This is a genomic window from Lacticaseibacillus sp. YLM2-1, from assembly GCF_056583465.1.
Window position 1 is genome coordinate 156,739 of sequence record NZ_CM152617.1, and the last position, 16,937, is coordinate 173,675.

Consider the following 16,937-nt stretch of genomic DNA (forward strand, 5'->3'; position numbering starts at 1 on the left):
GCAGGGTGGCAATCTGTTTCAGCTTCTTTTTGATGGGCGACTCGTGGTATCCTCAAGCTGAGGTGAGACAAGATGACATTAAAAACGATTTTTCATTTAGATACAACTGAACGCTGGCCACACTTGGCGTCCAATCTCGACAACTATCTGGCGGCGGAGCCAGATGCAGACATCGAAGTGCTGGTGAATGGTGATGGCATCACCGTCTTTTTTGACCAAAAGGTAGCCGCCTTCATCGCTGCGCATCCTCAGGCTCACTTTTTTGCCTGCCACAATTCCCTACAGCAACGTCACTTGGACGAAACAAAATTACCGGCTGGCGTACCAGTGGTGCCGGTCGGGGTTGTTAAACTGGCACAAGCTGAGGCGGCTGGGTATGGGTATATTAAGCCTTGATAGAACGAAAATGAATGTAGTAAAAAAGGCCCAGTGAATTGATGAACAGATATTATTGATTAGAAAACCGCTCATTGACCGGGTCGGATACTAACCCTATAAAAAATTTATGCTTTTATATAAACAAGGAGGAACTCTACTATGAAGAAGGGTACTGCAGTAGGCATCATTCTCACGGTATTTTTTTGCGTGGGAATACTTGTTACTATTCCAGCACTGTCGAAACAAACAAATATACAAACCTCGCAGGAAAAGAAGGATACAACAACTTCACGTGATAAAGACGCTCGTGAATCAACATCCCAGGCCGAATCAAAACAACCAACAAAGAATGCGATTAGTGAGAGCGAAGCAGAGGAACCTTTAGATTCAAGTACGGTGTCGAGCAAAGGCGGATTTACGATTATCTATGATAAGGATGGTAATCAAGTGCCAGCGCTTGATAAGTATGGGAACGAAATACTGGTTGATGAAGTGACGCAAACACCTGATAATTGACTCCGAAAGTTAGCAGTTTGTTGTCCTGCTGTCTTTTTTTAACAAGGCTGGAAACCAAAAAACAACAAATTTTCAAAATATAAAGAGGACCACTAGAGCCACATCTTGTCCCTCGTGGTCCTCTTTGAGTTGAATAGAAATTCGTTTTATTTCATGCGGAATCTAAGTGACGTAATTTTAACAGATATTTTTAAGCAAACGATTTCGAAATTTCAAATAAGTAGGCTCTGCATAGGCTTGGCTGACAGGCTGTTGGAAAAAAGAATTCTTATACTCAGCTTTGATCGTACCAGGATGGCCATTAATAACGACAATTTGTTGACCAAGAAAAAGCGCCTCATCAATATCATGAGTGATGATAATCATAGCATTTTGAGTAGCACGCCAGAGATCAAACAATAGTGTATGCATCTCTGCCCGTGTATGGTTATCTAGAGCTCCAAACGATTCATCTAACATGAGTAACGGAGGATGGTTGATGAACGCGCGAACAAGGGCAACGCGTTGTTTCAGACCACCTGAGAGTGTATAAATTGGGCGATTAACATAATGAGTTAATCCAGCTTTTTCTAATAGCATGGTAAAATCGTCTGAAGATTGATGACGCATTTTTGGACCAAACAAAATGTTATCACGGACATTTAACCAAGGATAAAGAGCCATTGTTTGAAAAACAACGCCGCGCTTCCAAGATGGCCCTGTTATTGATTTGCCGTTCATGGTTAAAGTTCCTTGACTGGGTTTTAGATAACCGGCGATCAAGTTTAATAATGTGGTCTTGCCAATGCCTGAAGGACCTATAATGACAGTTGTTGAATTCGGACAGACAGTTAGACTAATGTTATGAATAGTAGGTGACGTTCCTTCGTTGTAACAGTAGTCCACATGATTTATGTCAAGTAGTGTCATCATTGACCTCCAGAATTAAGAAAGCGAACTGTGACAAATTGAGCACAGTCCTTCCGGCTAATTGGACGTGACAAGGTTTGCTGTTGCCACATGAATTGAGCAGTGTTAAAAAACTGGGTTCTAAAAGTGTGGGATATGAAGGCTTCTTGTTGATGGGTGTTAAGCCATTGAGAAGTTCCAATTTGTTTTTTGATCACACTTGTAGGCATACTAAGACTTTTTGCTGCATCGAGATATAACTCTTGTGGATCATTTTCAAATTGAAGATGAACTTTATTGAGGCAAGAGAGAATTGTTCGAAGTATATTCGGATGCGCATTTATGAATGAATTCGTGGCCAGTGTTACATTGGCTGTAAGATACCCACGTTGCGCCATTGAACGACTGTTGATCATAACTTTGCCGTCGGTTAATGCTGAGAGGCTTGGCTCCCATGTATATGCACCATCAATGTCACCCCGTTGCCATGCAGCAACAATTTCGGGAGTTTGCATATCTAAAACTCGAACTTTACCGGTCAAATGATGATGTTTCAATAACATCATTAGGCTATAGTGAGACGTTGAGGCAAAAGGTGTTGCGATACTTTTACCTTTGAAACTATCCCAATTAGTAATATGTGCTTTTCGACGCACGGTCAACGCCTCGTTACTACCAATAATGTCGTTAATCCAGACCAATTTGACTGGAATCCTTGCAGCCATGGCAACTACAGCATTAGTATGGCCCATAGTCGCAAGCTGAACAGAATTGGATAACAGAGCTTTATTGGCATCTACACCAGAATCAAATGTGATAAACTGGACCTTCATCCCATACTGCCGACATTTAGCTTGAAGCATTTTGCGTTCTTGTGCTACAGCGACGTCATTAGGGACCCTCAAGACACCAATCTTAATGGTTGTTGGCTTTGTGTTGGATGAAGAGCATCCTGTGAGAACAAGACAACAACACAGAAATAATAGCGCCTGTAAGGGCTTAAAATATTTTGTTAACAATGGATTACCCTCTTCCTTGCCATTGAATAAAGTGATGACTAAATTGCTTTAGAAACCAGTCTAACAACATACCGGTAATTCCCATGACAACAATATCTACAATCATGACATCAGTTTTGAGATAGTGAGAAGCGTCAATTACCATCCAACCAATACCGCTGGTTGAAGCGATCATTTCTGCAGATACAATAGTCGTATACGCCATACCAACTGCAGAGCGTACACCAGTCATGATGGCAGGTAATGAAGCAGGGAAAATGACTCGAAGAAAAATTTGCCAATAATTGGCTCCTAGTGAAGCGGCATTATTGCGATATTCAATATTAATCCCTGACACGGCATCGTATGCAGCTAGATAAATTGGAGGCAGCGCCGATAAAAATAGCAGCAATACTTTTGACGCTTCACCGATTCCTAGCCATAAGATTAATAGTGTATAATATGCCAATGGCGGTATAGGTCGGAGAAACTGAATAATCGGATCGATTAAACTACCGATTGTTGTATTATAAGAACTAAATAATCCCAAAGGAATGCCAACAATAATGGCACTACTGACGGCAACTCCCACTCGTGTCAGTGTGAGCAAATAATGCTGCCAAAAAGGAGTACCGTTATAACCAAATCTAAATAGATTTAACATGGCTATCCATACATCAGTAGGGGCTGGTAATAGAACACTTGACACAAGATGAGAGCTGGTTATACACCACCATAATCCCAAGATGCCTACTACTATGAGCGAACGTCCACTGAGGCTAGATAAATTTTTTCTAGGTGTCATCATGCAACCCCCCAAAGATCAATAAACAAAAATATCTAGACCGTCTAAGCCTAGACATCTAACTTTTCTTCTAAAGTAAGTCAAAGCGGTAATTTGTAACAATTGGTCTACGATTCTGAGTTTGATCTTCGAAATATTCGAATTCACAAAGGTCTAAGAAAGAACCCGCGATATTGTAAATATTGTGGTATCCACGATTACCCAGCGCACGGGCAACGTTGTAACTGCGCTGTCCACTCAGACAATGAATGTAAACGGGACGATCCTTGGGAATTTCCTTGAGATGGTCTCGAAATACGCTCATTGGAATGTTCTTTGCCCCGATGATATGACCTTCCGCGTATTCATCAGGCTCACGGACATCGATGATGGTGGCCCCAGCTTCAACAAGTGACCTAACATCTGTGACCATCACCTGTTTAAACTCATCGTTTAAGATGTTAGTGGCAACTAGTCCTGCCATATTGACAGCATTCTTGGCTGTACTGAAAGTTGGTTGATAGCACAACTCTAATGTTTCTAAATCTTCGACATAATTGTGGTTGGTAATTGCTGTAGCAATAATATCGATTTGCTTATCTACGGAGCTCTCTCCGATTGCTTGTGCCCCTAAAATTTCACCAGATGGATAAGCAAAAATTAGTTTCATATATAGTGGTTTTGCACCTGGAATAAGCGCTACCTTATCTTTGGGAATTACCATTGCGGAACGAAAATCGATTTCTGCATCTTGGCATTGTTGTGCAGTTAGTCCGGTGGAGGCAACGTTCGTATTGAAGACGGGTAAACATTGTGATCCAATGACACCGCGATTACGAATTTGCCGGCCATAAGCGTGGTCTACAGCCTGACGAGCTTGAAGCTGGGCAGGAAAAGCTAGATTTAGTCGAGTCGGTCGGCGTAGAAGGCGACTGTAAACTTCAATTGCGTCGCCCACAGCATAAACATGTGGCAAATTGGTTTGAAATGATTGGTTAACTTGAATACTGCCTGTTTTACCAAGTTTAATGCCACTTTTTCGTGCCAGTGTAGTATCAGCCTTGACACCAATTGCCATGATAACTATGTCACTGGGCAATTCCTGTCCGGAAGCTAGTGTAATGCTGTGTTTTCCGATGGCAGTCAATGTATCGCGGACAATTAGGTTGACCTTGTTATCTAGTATTGTTTTTTGAACCACCTGTGCCATATCTTGATCAATTGTTGCCAAGATGTGATCTGCGCCTTCAACTAAGTTAACGTGATAACCACCCTTCACTAAATTCTCGGCAGTTTCCACACCGATAAAGCCACCACCGATAACTGAGATGTTGGAGATACTGCACTTTTTAAGAACATCGCCTAAGGCTTTTATGTCGTCAACATTACGAATCGTGAAAACATTGGATCCATCAATACCCTTAATTGATTTTGGTAAAATTGGCACTGCACCTGGGGATAAAAACAAATCATCATAGTGATCGATTGCAGTTTCACCGGTTTGCATATTCTTAATTGTCACAGCCCGATTTACAGCATCAATTGAGATAACTTCGTGGTTAACAATGGCATCAATATTATATTGACGCTTGAACTGAACAGGGTCCATTAGCACAATGTCATCGGCATTTGGAATCATACCTGATAGGTGATATGGTAATGCACAATTGGAAAAGGATACATTTGGGCCTTTTTCATACATGATAATTTTTGCTGATTCATCTAGTCTTCGGGCTCGTGCAGCTACTGAAGCACCACCTGCAACACCACCGACAACAATAATTTTTTTACTCATAGGTAATATCCTCCTTAAGGACTTTCTTTGGCATGTACATAGGGCATAAATCAAGCTTTCCTTGGAATAGCTTGATTGCAAAGGCTGCCCCTAAAACAAGGAAAAACATAAAGATATATCCGTGCAATGAAAAGTTGGTGATGGAAGAGTAAAGTGCTCCAATATTGCAACCACGCGCCATACGTGAGCCTAGTCCCATGAACGCACCACCGAATGCATAGCCGCTAAAGTCTGCCCAAGTCATTTTGAGATTGGCTTTAAACCGACCTGCCATTAAGAATGCAATTAATGCTCCCAACACAATGCCAATGTTACGAATTGTTCCGCCATCCATAAGTAGTGGACCGCTCATAGCTTTTGCTGTTTCATCGAAAGCTGGCGAGTGGAACTGCATGCCAAATAATTGGAAAATTTTTTGATCAAGAGTGACGAAGGGAGTTGTAACACCCCAAGCTTTGTTTGTGGTAATCATGATGAAACTTGCGACAAGGGTAATGCCGATGCCACCAGTCAAAAAAGACCATCGTTCGATAAATAATTTATGGTAAGTTGTCCAAGACCACCATTTGAAGTGGTGTTTTTCATCAAGTGGTATTGGCTTTTCATAGTCTGCCCAGTCTGACTTTGGACTTAGCCAAGCTCCAGCTGCCTTTTTTTTATTTTCATAATATTTCGTTATGAGGTAAAGGACAAAGAGAATCGCTATTGTCAGTAAAAGTGCTCCCCAGTAACCAATGTATTGTGGTAGCCAAACATTAACCCCGATTTTGCCAATAGTTGTATTATCAAGAATATATCCAAAATATTGGCCGGGTGCAGCGAATAGAACAAAAAAAGGAAAAGCAATCCAAGCGTGGCCTTCGCCTTCACCGAAGTCGGATAGCGTTCCAGAAGCACAACCGCCAGCCATAATCATACCCATGCCGAAAAGGAAAGCACCAATGATGACTGAAATATTTCCAATTCGAACATTTTGCGTGCCAGGGATTAAAGCTTGTTTGGCACTGGTAATTTCCCATGCTGGTATAGCACCATTACTTGCTGCGAACCATTGGATACCAAAATTAATGAGTGCGGTTGTTGCCAGCATAACCAGCAACGCAATTGTTAGACTTCCTTCTCCTCGATAAAAGATTCGCTTGACACCTCCAGCAAAACCATATCGTGAGCGAGTCAGAGTATAACCAATCATTAACCCAGCAACCAGAGCCATTGGTAGTGATCCCGCTTTTTGATTTAATGTAATTGCCCAAACAATTGTTAATATAAGCACAATAAAGCCAACAATTGGTTGTCTCTTATCTAGACCATAACGATCAAATCCCATTGATATCATGAACACCCCTCCATTTCTGTTTACAAGTGAACTGTATAATATTTCACAAAATAATTGAAATACTTATTCAATTCCACTAGTATAACTTGTAGGGTATAGCGCTTTTTTGGGGGGTAGCCATGGTGAAAGATACAACACAACTTTTGACCTATTTGCGTACTATTATTTCTGCCGGTAGTGTGACGGCTGCGGCTAAGCGATTATATATCTCACAACCGTATCTTAGTCGATTTGTCACCGAAAACGAACGCCAGTTAGGATATCATTTGCTAGATCGTAGTAGGAGACCGATCGCGTTAACCTCAATGGGAGTCCAATATGTTCGCGCCTTAGAACAATTAAATAATCAGTACAATAAATTAATGCACGATCTTGAAAAGATGGCAGATGTGACTCATTTACGACTTGGGATCAATCAGTCGATGTCAACAAATGTTGCACCGCCACTACTCTATCGGTACCATCAAGTTCATTCGGAAAGTCAAATAGCATTTACCGAAGGAATTTCCAGTGAATTAGGAGATTTATTGTTAACTGGGCGAATTGATGCTCAGTTAAGGCTATTGCCAATATTTTCGAATGAGATTATGTATCATGCTATTTGCGAATTGCCAGTCTATTTATTGGTCAATGATAGTTCGCCACTTTTTACTTCAGGACGCCGAGAAATTCTGACATTACCAGTTAAGGCACCTCGGTTTCGTCAAGTTGATTACATTACATTAGATTCAGGATCGGGTTTTATGAGGCAACTAGATGTTTTCTTTGATGAACAGAGAATTCGACCAAAGACCATTTTTAATGTCCGTTTCATTCAAACAGCTGCAAATTTGGCCTATCATGGACTAGGATGTACTTTTGTACCACAATATTGTTTACATCGCCATTTCGATGCAACAAGATGCAATATCATCAAAGTACCTTTAAATCAACTCTCGGTTAAGGTTGTGATGGCATATCGCCGTGACTCAGGTATGGGAGACAAAGTTAAACAATTGATTGATGAGACCGAATTAAGTAAGCTGCTTCAAGATCTTTATCAAGATTGAGTATGCTAAATCTTGATAGGTTTCCTTTTTCAATGATGTTATATTTTTAACAAGCAATGAGGAATCCACTTAACGCCAGCGGATCAGGTTTTTACTTCTTCTTTCTAGCAGCGAGAACAAGTAAGACTGAATATGTTACTACTTTAAAAAAACACTCTGTAATGGGGCATACCAATATTTAGTCAGAATATGATGTTTCCTCTACTTCCCATCCCCAAGTACTGAGCCGCAATTTCAGTGAGAAAATCTACAACCTTTGGAGACAGTTTTTGTCCAATAGCTAAGGGTTGCAGTCCTGTTCTAATTTCGAAGGCGATTCCTTCCTCGTTATCACCCTTTTGTCGTCGAGTTTCAGCGTGTTTCAAGATTTCTAGTTCAGATCCAGTTGTAGTAGGATCTGCGATGAGTTCAGGAAGTTGACTTAAAATTGATTTTTTGCTTTTCATTTTGACAATTTCTTTCTCGTCATTGCACGAAAAAACCGTTCGAGAGTTTCAGGGTGTTTATTTATGGTGAAAGACTTATGCTCTTTGGTTAACACTTCATAAAAACTATTAAACTTCAAAGGTGTTCCGATAATTGCTCTATTTTACTATCAGCATTGATGTGAAATCAATTATCTCATCTTTTCTTTGGCTTTCTATCCCACGTCATATGATGGTCTCTGTTTTTACTTTAAGCTTAAGAATAAAAGACATTTTCACCATGGTCACTCTAAAGCTATTTCTTATCTAACGCGTCCTTACAAGTTAGGTTGACTCTGGAGCTGTCAAATCATTCCTTCCTTATCGAGAACAGAAGAAATCAAATGTCATTGATTAACCCGGTTTTTGGCGACAGCAAGCAGTAGCTTCATGACAGTAAACCAATATGCTTATACACAACGGTTGACGCGAAGTAAAAAAGATCCTGTCAGAAATTATTCAAGTTCTGACAGGATCTTAGCAGGTAAGGCTTATTTACAAGATATTGTGGACCCCAAGGTTTTTAAAAACTGAGCCGTCAATTCAGCCACCGAACTAGAACACTCGGACTAAATAACTATGCCTTCCCCGCCGTCTGCGGTTCCGTGTTAAATGGCACCAAATTCCGTTCGATTGCCTCGCGCTGATCTTCCAAGAATGGTGGTAATTCGAGGTGAACACCGGCTTCTTCGTAGGTTTCATCTAGTAGAAAGCCTGGACCATCTGTCGCAATTTCAAACAGAATGTCTGGAATTGGTCGGAAGTATTCGGAGGCGAAGTAGAAGCGATCAACGAAGCCTGACGAGTTCAAACCAGCAGCACCGATTTTTTCGATCCAATGCTGGAGGCTGTCGCGATCATCGGTGCGGAAAGCAAGGTGATGAACGCCGCCGAAGCCTTGATAAGCGGCTGGAATCAACCGTTGATAGTCGATAATGACTTGCGCACCGTGGCCGCCGTCATTGAGTTCAAGCAAGGTATATTGACCGTCTTTGGCGATTTGCTTGAAGCCAAGCAGATCGGTCATGACACCGACCAGTTCGTCGTAGTGGTCGGTGGTGATGTACGCTGGGCCAAGGCCGCCGATCGCAAATTGCGGGTCAACGGTTGAATGGCGCCAAGGCGTGCCTGCTGGAACACCATGGTTATGCTCGTCACTGATGAGTTGATACTGTTGACCGTCAAAATCATGGAAGCGGAGGATCTTCGCGCCGAATAAGTCGTCAATCGCATCGTGATGCACCCGATACGTATCAAAGCGATCGGTCCAATAGGTCAGCGCGGCATCAGACGGAACGCGAAAGCTGGTACGCGCGATCTCATTATTACCATGCTGAGCTTTTTGAATCCCCGGAAAGTCGAAAAAGGTGATGTCTGTCCCAGCAGTGCCCATATCATCGGTGAAATACAGGTGATAGGTTCGCACATCGTCCTGATTGACAGTCTTCTTGATAAGATGCAGGCCCAAAATACCGCTCATAAAATGAAAAATCCTTGGTGAACTTGAGGTGATGGCGGTCAAGTGATGCAATCCAGTGAGTTGATTAGCCATGGTCAGTGCTCCTTATACTTACATTTAGTAAGTATAAGGTACCACGTCTCTTGTGAAAAGACAAGGGTTGCGTTTTCGTTAAAGTGCTTAAGGTCTTTTCAAAATTCTTGGCTCTGAGGCTAATGGTCCTGGCAGGCGTGGTATGCTCTCGACATTGAAGACTTGTCAGACCAAAAGGAGCGCGTGCCAGCGATGTTTAATTTCTTGGATAATCCTGCAGAGTATAAACGATTGATGAAGATGGAGATTTTGGTAGCCGTCATGGCAATTGTGGCTAGTGTGGTCATGTTTCGATTGAGTGTCATGACTGGTGCTTTGTTCGCGGCCATTGCCGGGGCTTTCTTCATCATGGATGCGATTGTTGAAGGCTTGCGATTACTTGGTGCGTCACATGGTTTTAGCCGCTTGATGGGCACCTTAATTGCGATTCCGGCGTTGGCGGGGTATTTGCTCGTGATGATGACCTTGTTTCCGGCGCCAATGGTCTAACGATAGGCGCGTGCCAAGACTGGGTGTCAGTCGGCAGCCAAGTATGTTGAGCAAATGAGCATTAAAACAACGAAAAAGATCTTTGTACGGACGCGTGTGGCGTTCTGTACAAAGATCTTTTTTTGAGCGCGAGCAGGCGTGTTTGGAAGTCGGAACATAGGGGACTTGAAGCCAAATGACCCAGGCTTGGTCAATTAGCTTCAAGGACATCACCTGTAGGTTTCTGCAATGGCGAGCGCGTTATGGTGCGCTGATTAAAAATGAAAGGCGTCATTATCGGCAACAGCATCAGCCGACAATTCAAAGCGCGCCAGTGGAACTTTGGTGCCATCCGGTAAAGTGCGGTCGTGGTGATAATCACCGACCTGTGTGAAGACGTTGGCGGCTAACAATTTCGCTGCTCGTTCGTTGGTGGCTGGCAAAATGACATAAACCCGTTTGAGACCTAATTCAAAGAAGGCAAAGCCAAGCATCCGTTTGAGGACTTCACTCATAACGCCTTCACCTTGATGCTCGGCCAAGGTTTCGAAGCGTACTTGGGCAACGGTTTTCTTTTCACTGAAGTTCCAAATACAGAAACTGCCAAGAAAATCACCATTGGCACGATCCTTGATCCCGTATAACAAGGCGTTGTTACTCATGACGAGGCGCATGGAACGATTGATGTAGCGGGCCGTGTCGGTGATTTTTTGATCGAATCCACGGCCTGATTCTGCGGCAATTTGCCGATCGGCGCGTAACTGGAAAATATCCTTGATTTTAAATGTCGTCAACCAGTCCATGGTGTAATGCACGGACATGATTGGATGGTACTTCTCAAAACTTTGCATGTTATAGCCTCCGTGATGGTGATGACGTTAGCTTACCATAGATTGCGCAACATGCGTGCTTTGAGCCTAATGGCGAACAATCCGTTGACGCTGCGATTATTAAAAAACGCTGATTTCATTTTTGAGATATCAGACCATCTGTCAAGACACGATGCCCTTAGTGGTTATTGATGGTCATTTGAGAAGTGGCCAAAAAGTGATTGTGTGAGGATTTACACAAATCATTTTTTATTTTTTCATGATTCAAATAAAAAGAAAAAATGACAGAATATAGAACTCGCTTATATAATCAATAACATTGAGAAGGGGGAGTGATACGAATGAAGCAGCTTTTTTTTGGCTTTTGTCTGGGTTGATGTTGTTACAGCCGCTTGTCTCAAGCGCGAGCACGCAACTTGCTAAATCGCTCATGCCAAGCGAGTCTTCAACCTCAGCGACTGACAGTTTAGTGTCTGGCGCTGAAAGTATCCTTGATTCAAGTAAGACATCTCAGCCTAGTACCAGTCAGCAGAAAACGACACAGGCGACCGCATCAAGTGCCAAAGCATCTGCCAGTGTCGAAAAACCGACGCAAGCCAAAGAATCGTCGGCAAGTTCTTCAAAAGAAGCTGTTGCATCTGCTAGTGTCGCAGTATCGGCGGCCAAACCAGAACCGCCAACTGCGGCCAGATCAAAAAGATCAATTGAAGATAGTCGGTTGCGATCTGGTGCAGCGCCAGTGTTTGATCAAGATCATCCATGCCCGGTGAAAACAACCGCCGAGTTAAAAGAAGCGATTGAGAAAGGGATTCCTTATGTGCGATTAACGGCTGACATCAATATTGGCCGCGAAGCGATTCCCGTGAAAAACTCAGTCACGATCGATGGTGATCACAAGTATACGTACATGTACAACAGTGGCGAAAGCTGGCATCGCGGCATCTACTTTAACGCCAGTAACATTAGCATCACCTTTAAGAACTTGAAAATCGGTGATCGTAATGTCGCTGAATCAGCCAATAACTACTATGGAATCGCACCAGCCGACAATCACACTGAAAACAGCAAGATCATCGTTGAAAATGTTGATTACTATTCTGATCGCGGCGCCCAACCATTCCATATCCGCAAGCCAAGCAACCAGATCGTTTTCAAAGGTAAGAATACATTTTATACGATGAAAAAAGGCGCGTTAGTTCAGGAATTTGCTGAAGCGACGAATTACCTTTTTGAAGAAGATTCGGATACCACGATTGAAATGGCGGACAATCCGTTGCTCGGAACATTCTGGGCATCAGCCGGATCGCTGAACTTGGAATTGAAGAAGCGCGCTCGTCTGAAAGTTGTGAGCAGTAATGCTCTGGTTTACACCGATGGGCTCGCTCATCACAACAATCGCATCACAATTGGTGAAGATGCAGTTCTGGATGCTTACCTGACGGACAAAAATGACGGTGCCCTCATGTATCACCATGACGATTTAGTGGTAGATGTCCAAAAGAATGGGCAGTTGTTGATCCAAACAACCAAAGCCACGCCATTTACGAAAGCATCAAGCATCAATCTTGGACCCGGCGCCAAGGCGGACTTAAAAAACCTTCGCGGTGATTTCTTCCACTCAGGAGATGGCACGATCAAGATTGACAATGCCGACGAGTTATCGTTCGGGTCTGGTGATCACGGTACTAAAAGTCCCACTGGTTTAACGGCAGGAAAGTCCGCGAATCTGATTTTTGCCCCGTTCAGTGCCGAGACAAAAGGTTATGACATTTATGCCGATAATCAGTTGTTAGAAACCCAATCAGATGATTCCGATTGGCAACTGAATGGCAAGAAAGTTGAACGTACGCCAACCAAGTTAGACAAATCGGCGGCGAATCGCATTCAAAAGAGCACAGCCTTGAGGTTTACCCGCAATGGCTCACCATTTAAAGCAACGTCTCCAGATGTGAAGCCGCCGGATCAACCGAAGCCAGATGAGAAAGACAAACAGTCGGGCGCATTAAAACTGGTGGAAGTGCCTGACTTTGATTTTGGCACCTTGCTCATTAGCGGTGAGACTCAGGTTGTGCGACCGCAGATTCGTGGGAAATTGTTAATTGAGGACAGTCGAAAGATTGCCAAAAAACAGTCTCGGCTATCGATGAAAGTGATTCAACCATTCAAAAATGGTGAGATCGATGTGACTGGCAACATGAGTTATATCAGTCAAACAGGGCAGGAACAGATTCTGTCTGACCAGAGCATCTTAGTTGAAGAAACAGCTGATGTTGATCAACGCGATGTCAGCAGTGAGTGGAATCAAACGATTGACAGCAGTGCCCGTGGGTTTAAGTTGACGATTCCAGTTGAGAAACAAAAACTGGGCACTTTCTCGGGAAAAGTAGAATGGTCGCTACAAGATGTGCCGGCTAATTAAGGAGGACAGAATGAAATGAAAAAAATGATTTTACTGACTGTCCTCTTATTGGGCTTCGCCTGCAACCCGTTTTCACGGGTTGATGCAGCCGAAGCAGGGGATGGCTATACCTCAGGCGCTGAAGTTGGCTTTTACGAATCACCGTCATCCGCTAGTACTGACAGTCAGGCTAAAAAAGCAGGGACAGGGCAAACTGATGGCGCGAAAGACAGGTCTGATGCGCAAACAACGAATGCAGATCAATTTGGCTTCATGCCACGGCTTGGTACAACGCAAGTTTGGCTTTGCAGCATGGCTGGCTTGTTGACGATACTCATTATCACATTGCTTTTGATTCTCAAACGAAATGGAAAAGACAAGGAAGAGGAAAATTAAAAAATGAAAAAAAGTTATCTAGTGGCATCACTGGCAGGGTTAACCCTGATTGGTCTCAGCAGCATGCCAGCCTCAATGGTTGGGGCAACGACTGAAGTTGTATCAGACGGTCAGGTGATGTTTAAAACCGATGTCACCCGGACACCAGCAAAGAATCCGCTTGATCCAGGCGACGCCAAGCCAGGTAAGCCGACTAATCCGACCAACCCAACTGGCACGGCAACCAATGGTACCACCGGACCACTATCCTTGGACTATGCTTCCAGTTTTACTTTTGGCGAAGCAATGATTAGCGCTGATGATGCTAAGTACTATGCGAAGCCGCAAGTTTTCTCACAGGATGACGGCAAGACCGTGGATCGTCCTAACTTTGTTCAGGTGACCGACAAGCGCGGGACGTTTGAAGGTTGGACATTGAAAGTGAAGCAAGAAAAACAATTTTCAGTTAAAGATGATGACACTAAGGAATTAACCGGTGCTCAGTTGAAGTTCTTGAATGGAGATGTGACATCAACAATTGATCAGCAGTATGCGCCGACTGGTCAAAAGGAAATCACGCTTGTGCCAGGCAGTGCTGAGGTCGCACCGCTTGCGGCTGCTAAAGATCAGGGCATGGGCACTTGGATTTATCGATTCGGGGATGAACAGACGATGGCCAAGTCAATTGAGTTGGCGGTTCCTGGAACTTCGCCGAAGATGGCCAAGGAATATGTCACCGAATTGACCTGGACGTTAGAATCAACGCCAACCAACACAACACCGTCACCAAAAAGTTAAAGATCAACGTGGAACAGTGATTCGGGGGAACTTAGCACCAAAGCAGCAAACTGACAAAGATCATTAGCTTCGCATAGCGTCATCACTGACAACAAAGATTGCTGGCACCTGACAAAGATGCACGATGAAAACTAAAAAATGGAGTGTTATGATGAAAAAATTTGTTTTATTAGCAGCCGCTGCAGCCATGGGTACCATGGCCGTCAATGCCACGACCGTACTCGCTGCCCAAACTAATGGTGGTGTGTACAGCACGAACGGTTCAATCGAATTTAAGCCAACAGAAAAAGTGACAAAACCAGTCGATCCGCTTGATCCAACTAAAACGGCCACCCCAATTGATGCGGAGGATCCGAAGAAGGTTGTTCAACCAGGGACACAAGGCCCATTGTCGATTGATTTTGCTTCCAGCTTCAATTTTGGCAAGCAAGAAATCACTTCTGAAACCAAGACTTACTTTGCAGCAGCACAAAAATATCAAGATGCTGCAGGTACGGAAAAAGTGGGACCCAACTTTGTTCAGGTCACCGATAATCGCGGCACCGAAGCCGGTTGGAAATTAGTTGTGAAGCAAAATGACCAACTCACGTCCGTTAGCGGGAAAGAATTAACTGGTGCACAAATTCGGCTTAAGAATGGGCATGTGGTCACCGCCTCCACCGCAGCACACCCTGATGGTACAGCCGAGATGACCTTGGTCCCAGGCGCAGAGCAAACGGTGATGAACGCTAAAACTGGGTCAGGTACTGGCACGCACCTATTGAACTGGGGCAAAGATGCCGATGATGCGGCACGCAGCGTTGAATTGACCGTCCCGGGCGCCACGACGAAATACGCTGAAAAGTATGCGACAACATTCACCTGGACTTTAACGGATACACCAGATAACAAGTAAGCTCATGATTCTCCGAAAATGTTGGACGCAATTGGTTTCCGTTAGCGCACATACATTTTCTAGCATCTAGTTCCAACTTGAATAGACATGACCGATCACATCTTAAAAGACAAGGAGATCCTTTGTGAAAAAAACAATTTTCTGTATAGCAGCGTTTGTTGCCATGTTGATGACCCCTGCAGCCCATGTTTTTGCCTCAGAATTGAACTTTGCGGCCAAGGCCCAGATGCCGGACAATCAGGTCAATAAAGGTGTTAGCTATTTTGACATCAAAATGGATCAGGGTGCTAAGCAGGCCCTGCATGTTGACTTGCGAAACGATACAGAAAAAGAGGTGGCTGTGGATGTTGGCATTGCCAGTGCAACGACGAATATTAACGGCGTGGTTGAATACGGTCAAAATGCCATCAAGCCAGCGAAAAGCCTTGCCTTTAACATGAAGGATTATGTCAAAACGCCAGCTCAGGTCAAGATTCCCGCTAAAGGCAGCACGGTTTTAAGTCTTGATGTGACCATGCCAAGCAAACCACTCCATGGCGTGATGGCAGGCGGCATTACCTTGAAGGAACATCAGCCAGGCGATCAAGCTGCAAAAGATGCAGGTAAAGGGGTTGCCATCAACAATCGCTTCTCGTACGTGATTGGCTTATTGATGCAACAAAGTACTGATCAGGTAGCGGCTCATGTGAAATTGAATGATGTTAAGCCGAGTCAGATCAATTACCGCAATGTGATCTTGGCATCCATGGAAAACGATGCCGCGACGTTCGTCAACAAAGTGGCGGTTGATGCCAAAATTACGGCTAAAGGTTCGGATAAATCTGTCTATCAAGTGGCTAAAGAAGGCTTGCAAATGGCGCCAGACACGACCTTCGATTTTCCAATTGCGTTAGAAGGCAAGACGCTTAAGCCAGGTACGTATGTTGCTCATCTTGAGGTGTATGGCAATCAGCAGGCAGATGGCGGGATGACTCGTAAAACAGCTGATGGCAAACAGCATTACCATGATCACTGGACGCTGACAAAGCAATTCACGATTACCGATAAAGTGGCCAAAAATCTGAATCAAAAAGATGTCTCGATTAAAAAAGATAATAGCTGGCAATTGTATGCACTCATTACTGTTGTCGCTGTACTGATCATGATTGTGGCGCTTCTACTCGTCATTGTTTTCAAACGAAAGAAGAAGGAGCAAGCGTCCTGATCAAGGATGAATAAGAATAATGGTACAATATTCGTAAGTATTCAGTGATTAAATTAGTCGATAAAACTAATGGACAGGGCTGCGAATGAATCAATGGCAACATTGAGACGTTGGCGAATTGGAACAGTCATCTTGAAACGGTATCTTGTGTCGAACCTAGGTCCGCATGGGATGCACCAACATTGTCGTGACACTAGATTGACTAAGAA

At 43.7% G+C, this 16,937-nt stretch carries 17 protein-coding genes; 9 read left to right on the top strand and 8 right to left on the bottom strand.

All coding sequences use genetic code 11. The features are described 5' to 3' along the window. Positions 1-72: 72 nt before the first annotated feature. Entirely contained in the window at positions 73-396 is a 324-nt protein-coding gene (locus AC07KQ_RS00770; RefSeq protein WP_003562778.1) for a DsrE family protein, read from the top strand. 141 nt (positions 397-537) lie between these two features. Beyond that, complete coding sequence (locus AC07KQ_RS00775; protein ID WP_003562781.1) at positions 538-894, top strand: hypothetical protein; 357 nt, start codon at positions 538-540, stop codon at positions 892-894. A 177-nt stretch (positions 895-1,071) separates the two neighbouring features. Here the strand turns inward: AC07KQ_RS00775 and AC07KQ_RS00780 are convergent, their stop codons facing one another. The 5 genes from AC07KQ_RS00780 to AC07KQ_RS00800 all read right to left on the bottom strand — a co-directional run bounded on the left by AC07KQ_RS00780 (position 1,072) and on the right by AC07KQ_RS00800 (position 6,695). Further along, on the bottom strand, positions 1,072-1,803 hold the full coding sequence (locus tag AC07KQ_RS00780) for an ABC transporter ATP-binding protein (RefSeq protein ID WP_003568695.1): 732 nt from the start codon (positions 1,801-1,803) through the stop codon (positions 1,072-1,074). Continuing rightward, on the bottom strand, positions 1,803-2,801 hold the full coding sequence (locus AC07KQ_RS00785; RefSeq protein ID WP_003659125.1) for an ABC transporter substrate-binding protein: 999 nt from the start codon (positions 2,799-2,801) through the stop codon (positions 1,803-1,805). The genes AC07KQ_RS00780 and AC07KQ_RS00785 overlap by 1 nt, the downstream gene beginning before the upstream one ends. A 4-nt stretch (positions 2,802-2,805) precedes the next feature. Beyond that, positions 2,806-3,588 carry an ABC transporter permease gene (locus tag AC07KQ_RS00790; RefSeq protein ID WP_003562787.1) on the bottom strand — a complete coding sequence of 261 codons (783 nt, stop codon included), beginning with the start codon at positions 3,586-3,588 and terminating at the stop codon, positions 2,806-2,808. A 67-nt stretch (positions 3,589-3,655) separates the two neighbouring features. Then, a complete protein-coding gene (locus AC07KQ_RS00795; protein ID WP_003562788.1) occupies positions 3,656-5,359 on the bottom strand; it encodes an FAD-dependent oxidoreductase in 1,704 nt (567 codons plus the stop codon). Then, positions 5,352-6,695, bottom strand: coding sequence for a YeeE/YedE family protein (locus AC07KQ_RS00800; RefSeq protein WP_003586481.1), 1,344 nt, complete (start codon positions 6,693-6,695; stop codon positions 5,352-5,354). Before AC07KQ_RS00800 ends, AC07KQ_RS00795 begins: the two co-directional genes overlap by 8 nt. Positions 6,696-6,814: 119 nt before the next feature. On the opposite strand from AC07KQ_RS00800, the gene AC07KQ_RS00805 reads away from it, so the two are divergent. Continuing rightward, positions 6,815-7,744 carry a LysR family transcriptional regulator gene (locus tag AC07KQ_RS00805; protein ID WP_003562790.1) on the top strand — a complete coding sequence of 310 codons (930 nt, stop codon included), beginning with the start codon at positions 6,815-6,817 and terminating at the stop codon, positions 7,742-7,744. A gap of 182 nt (positions 7,745-7,926) precedes the next feature. Here the strand turns inward: AC07KQ_RS00805 and AC07KQ_RS00810 are convergent, their stop codons facing one another. Both AC07KQ_RS00810 and AC07KQ_RS00815 read right to left on the bottom strand, forming a co-directional pair. Next, entirely contained in the window at positions 7,927-8,190 is a 264-nt protein-coding gene (locus AC07KQ_RS00810; protein WP_003659135.1) for a bacteriocin immunity family protein, read from the bottom strand. A 595-nt stretch (positions 8,191-8,785) separates the two neighbouring features. Next, a complete protein-coding gene (locus AC07KQ_RS00815) occupies positions 8,786-9,760 on the bottom strand; it encodes a ring-cleaving dioxygenase (RefSeq protein ID WP_003562792.1) in 975 nt (324 codons plus the stop codon). A gap of 192 nt (positions 9,761-9,952) precedes the next feature. Here AC07KQ_RS00815 and AC07KQ_RS00820 point away from each other — a divergent pair, with 192 nt between their 5' ends. Then, positions 9,953-10,249, top strand: coding sequence for a hypothetical protein (locus AC07KQ_RS00820; protein WP_003562796.1), 297 nt, complete (start codon positions 9,953-9,955; stop codon positions 10,247-10,249). Positions 10,250-10,503: 254 nt separating this feature from the next. Here AC07KQ_RS00820 and AC07KQ_RS00825 read toward each other — a convergent pair whose 3' ends face one another. Then, complete coding sequence (locus tag AC07KQ_RS00825; protein WP_003562798.1) at positions 10,504-11,079, bottom strand: GNAT family N-acetyltransferase; 576 nt, start codon at positions 11,077-11,079, stop codon at positions 10,504-10,506. Positions 11,080-11,422: 343 nt separating this feature from the next. On the opposite strand from AC07KQ_RS00825, the gene AC07KQ_RS00830 reads away from it, so the two are divergent. The 5 genes from AC07KQ_RS00830 (at position 11,423) to AC07KQ_RS00850 (ending at position 16,728) form a co-directional block, all read left to right on the top strand. Then, positions 11,423-13,477, top strand: a complete 2,055-nt coding sequence (locus AC07KQ_RS00830; protein ID WP_003562801.1) for a WxL domain-containing protein — start codon at positions 11,423-11,425, stop codon at positions 13,475-13,477. 15 nt (positions 13,478-13,492) lie between these two features. Beyond that, complete coding sequence (locus AC07KQ_RS00835; protein WP_274991031.1) at positions 13,493-13,852, top strand: cell surface complex protein; 360 nt, start codon at positions 13,493-13,495, stop codon at positions 13,850-13,852. 3 nt (positions 13,853-13,855) lie between these two features. Next, positions 13,856-14,629 (top strand): WxL domain-containing protein, encoded by a 774-nt coding sequence (locus tag AC07KQ_RS00840; protein ID WP_274991030.1) that lies wholly within the window; start codon positions 13,856-13,858, stop codon positions 14,627-14,629. Between the two features lie 151 nt (positions 14,630-14,780). Beyond that, complete coding sequence (locus AC07KQ_RS00845; RefSeq protein WP_003568704.1) at positions 14,781-15,524, top strand: WxL domain-containing protein; 744 nt, start codon at positions 14,781-14,783, stop codon at positions 15,522-15,524. 124 nt (positions 15,525-15,648) lie between these two features. After that, complete coding sequence (locus tag AC07KQ_RS00850; protein WP_003562810.1) at positions 15,649-16,728, top strand: WxLIP family cell surface protein; 1,080 nt, start codon at positions 15,649-15,651, stop codon at positions 16,726-16,728. Positions 16,729-16,937: the final 209 nt, after the last annotated feature.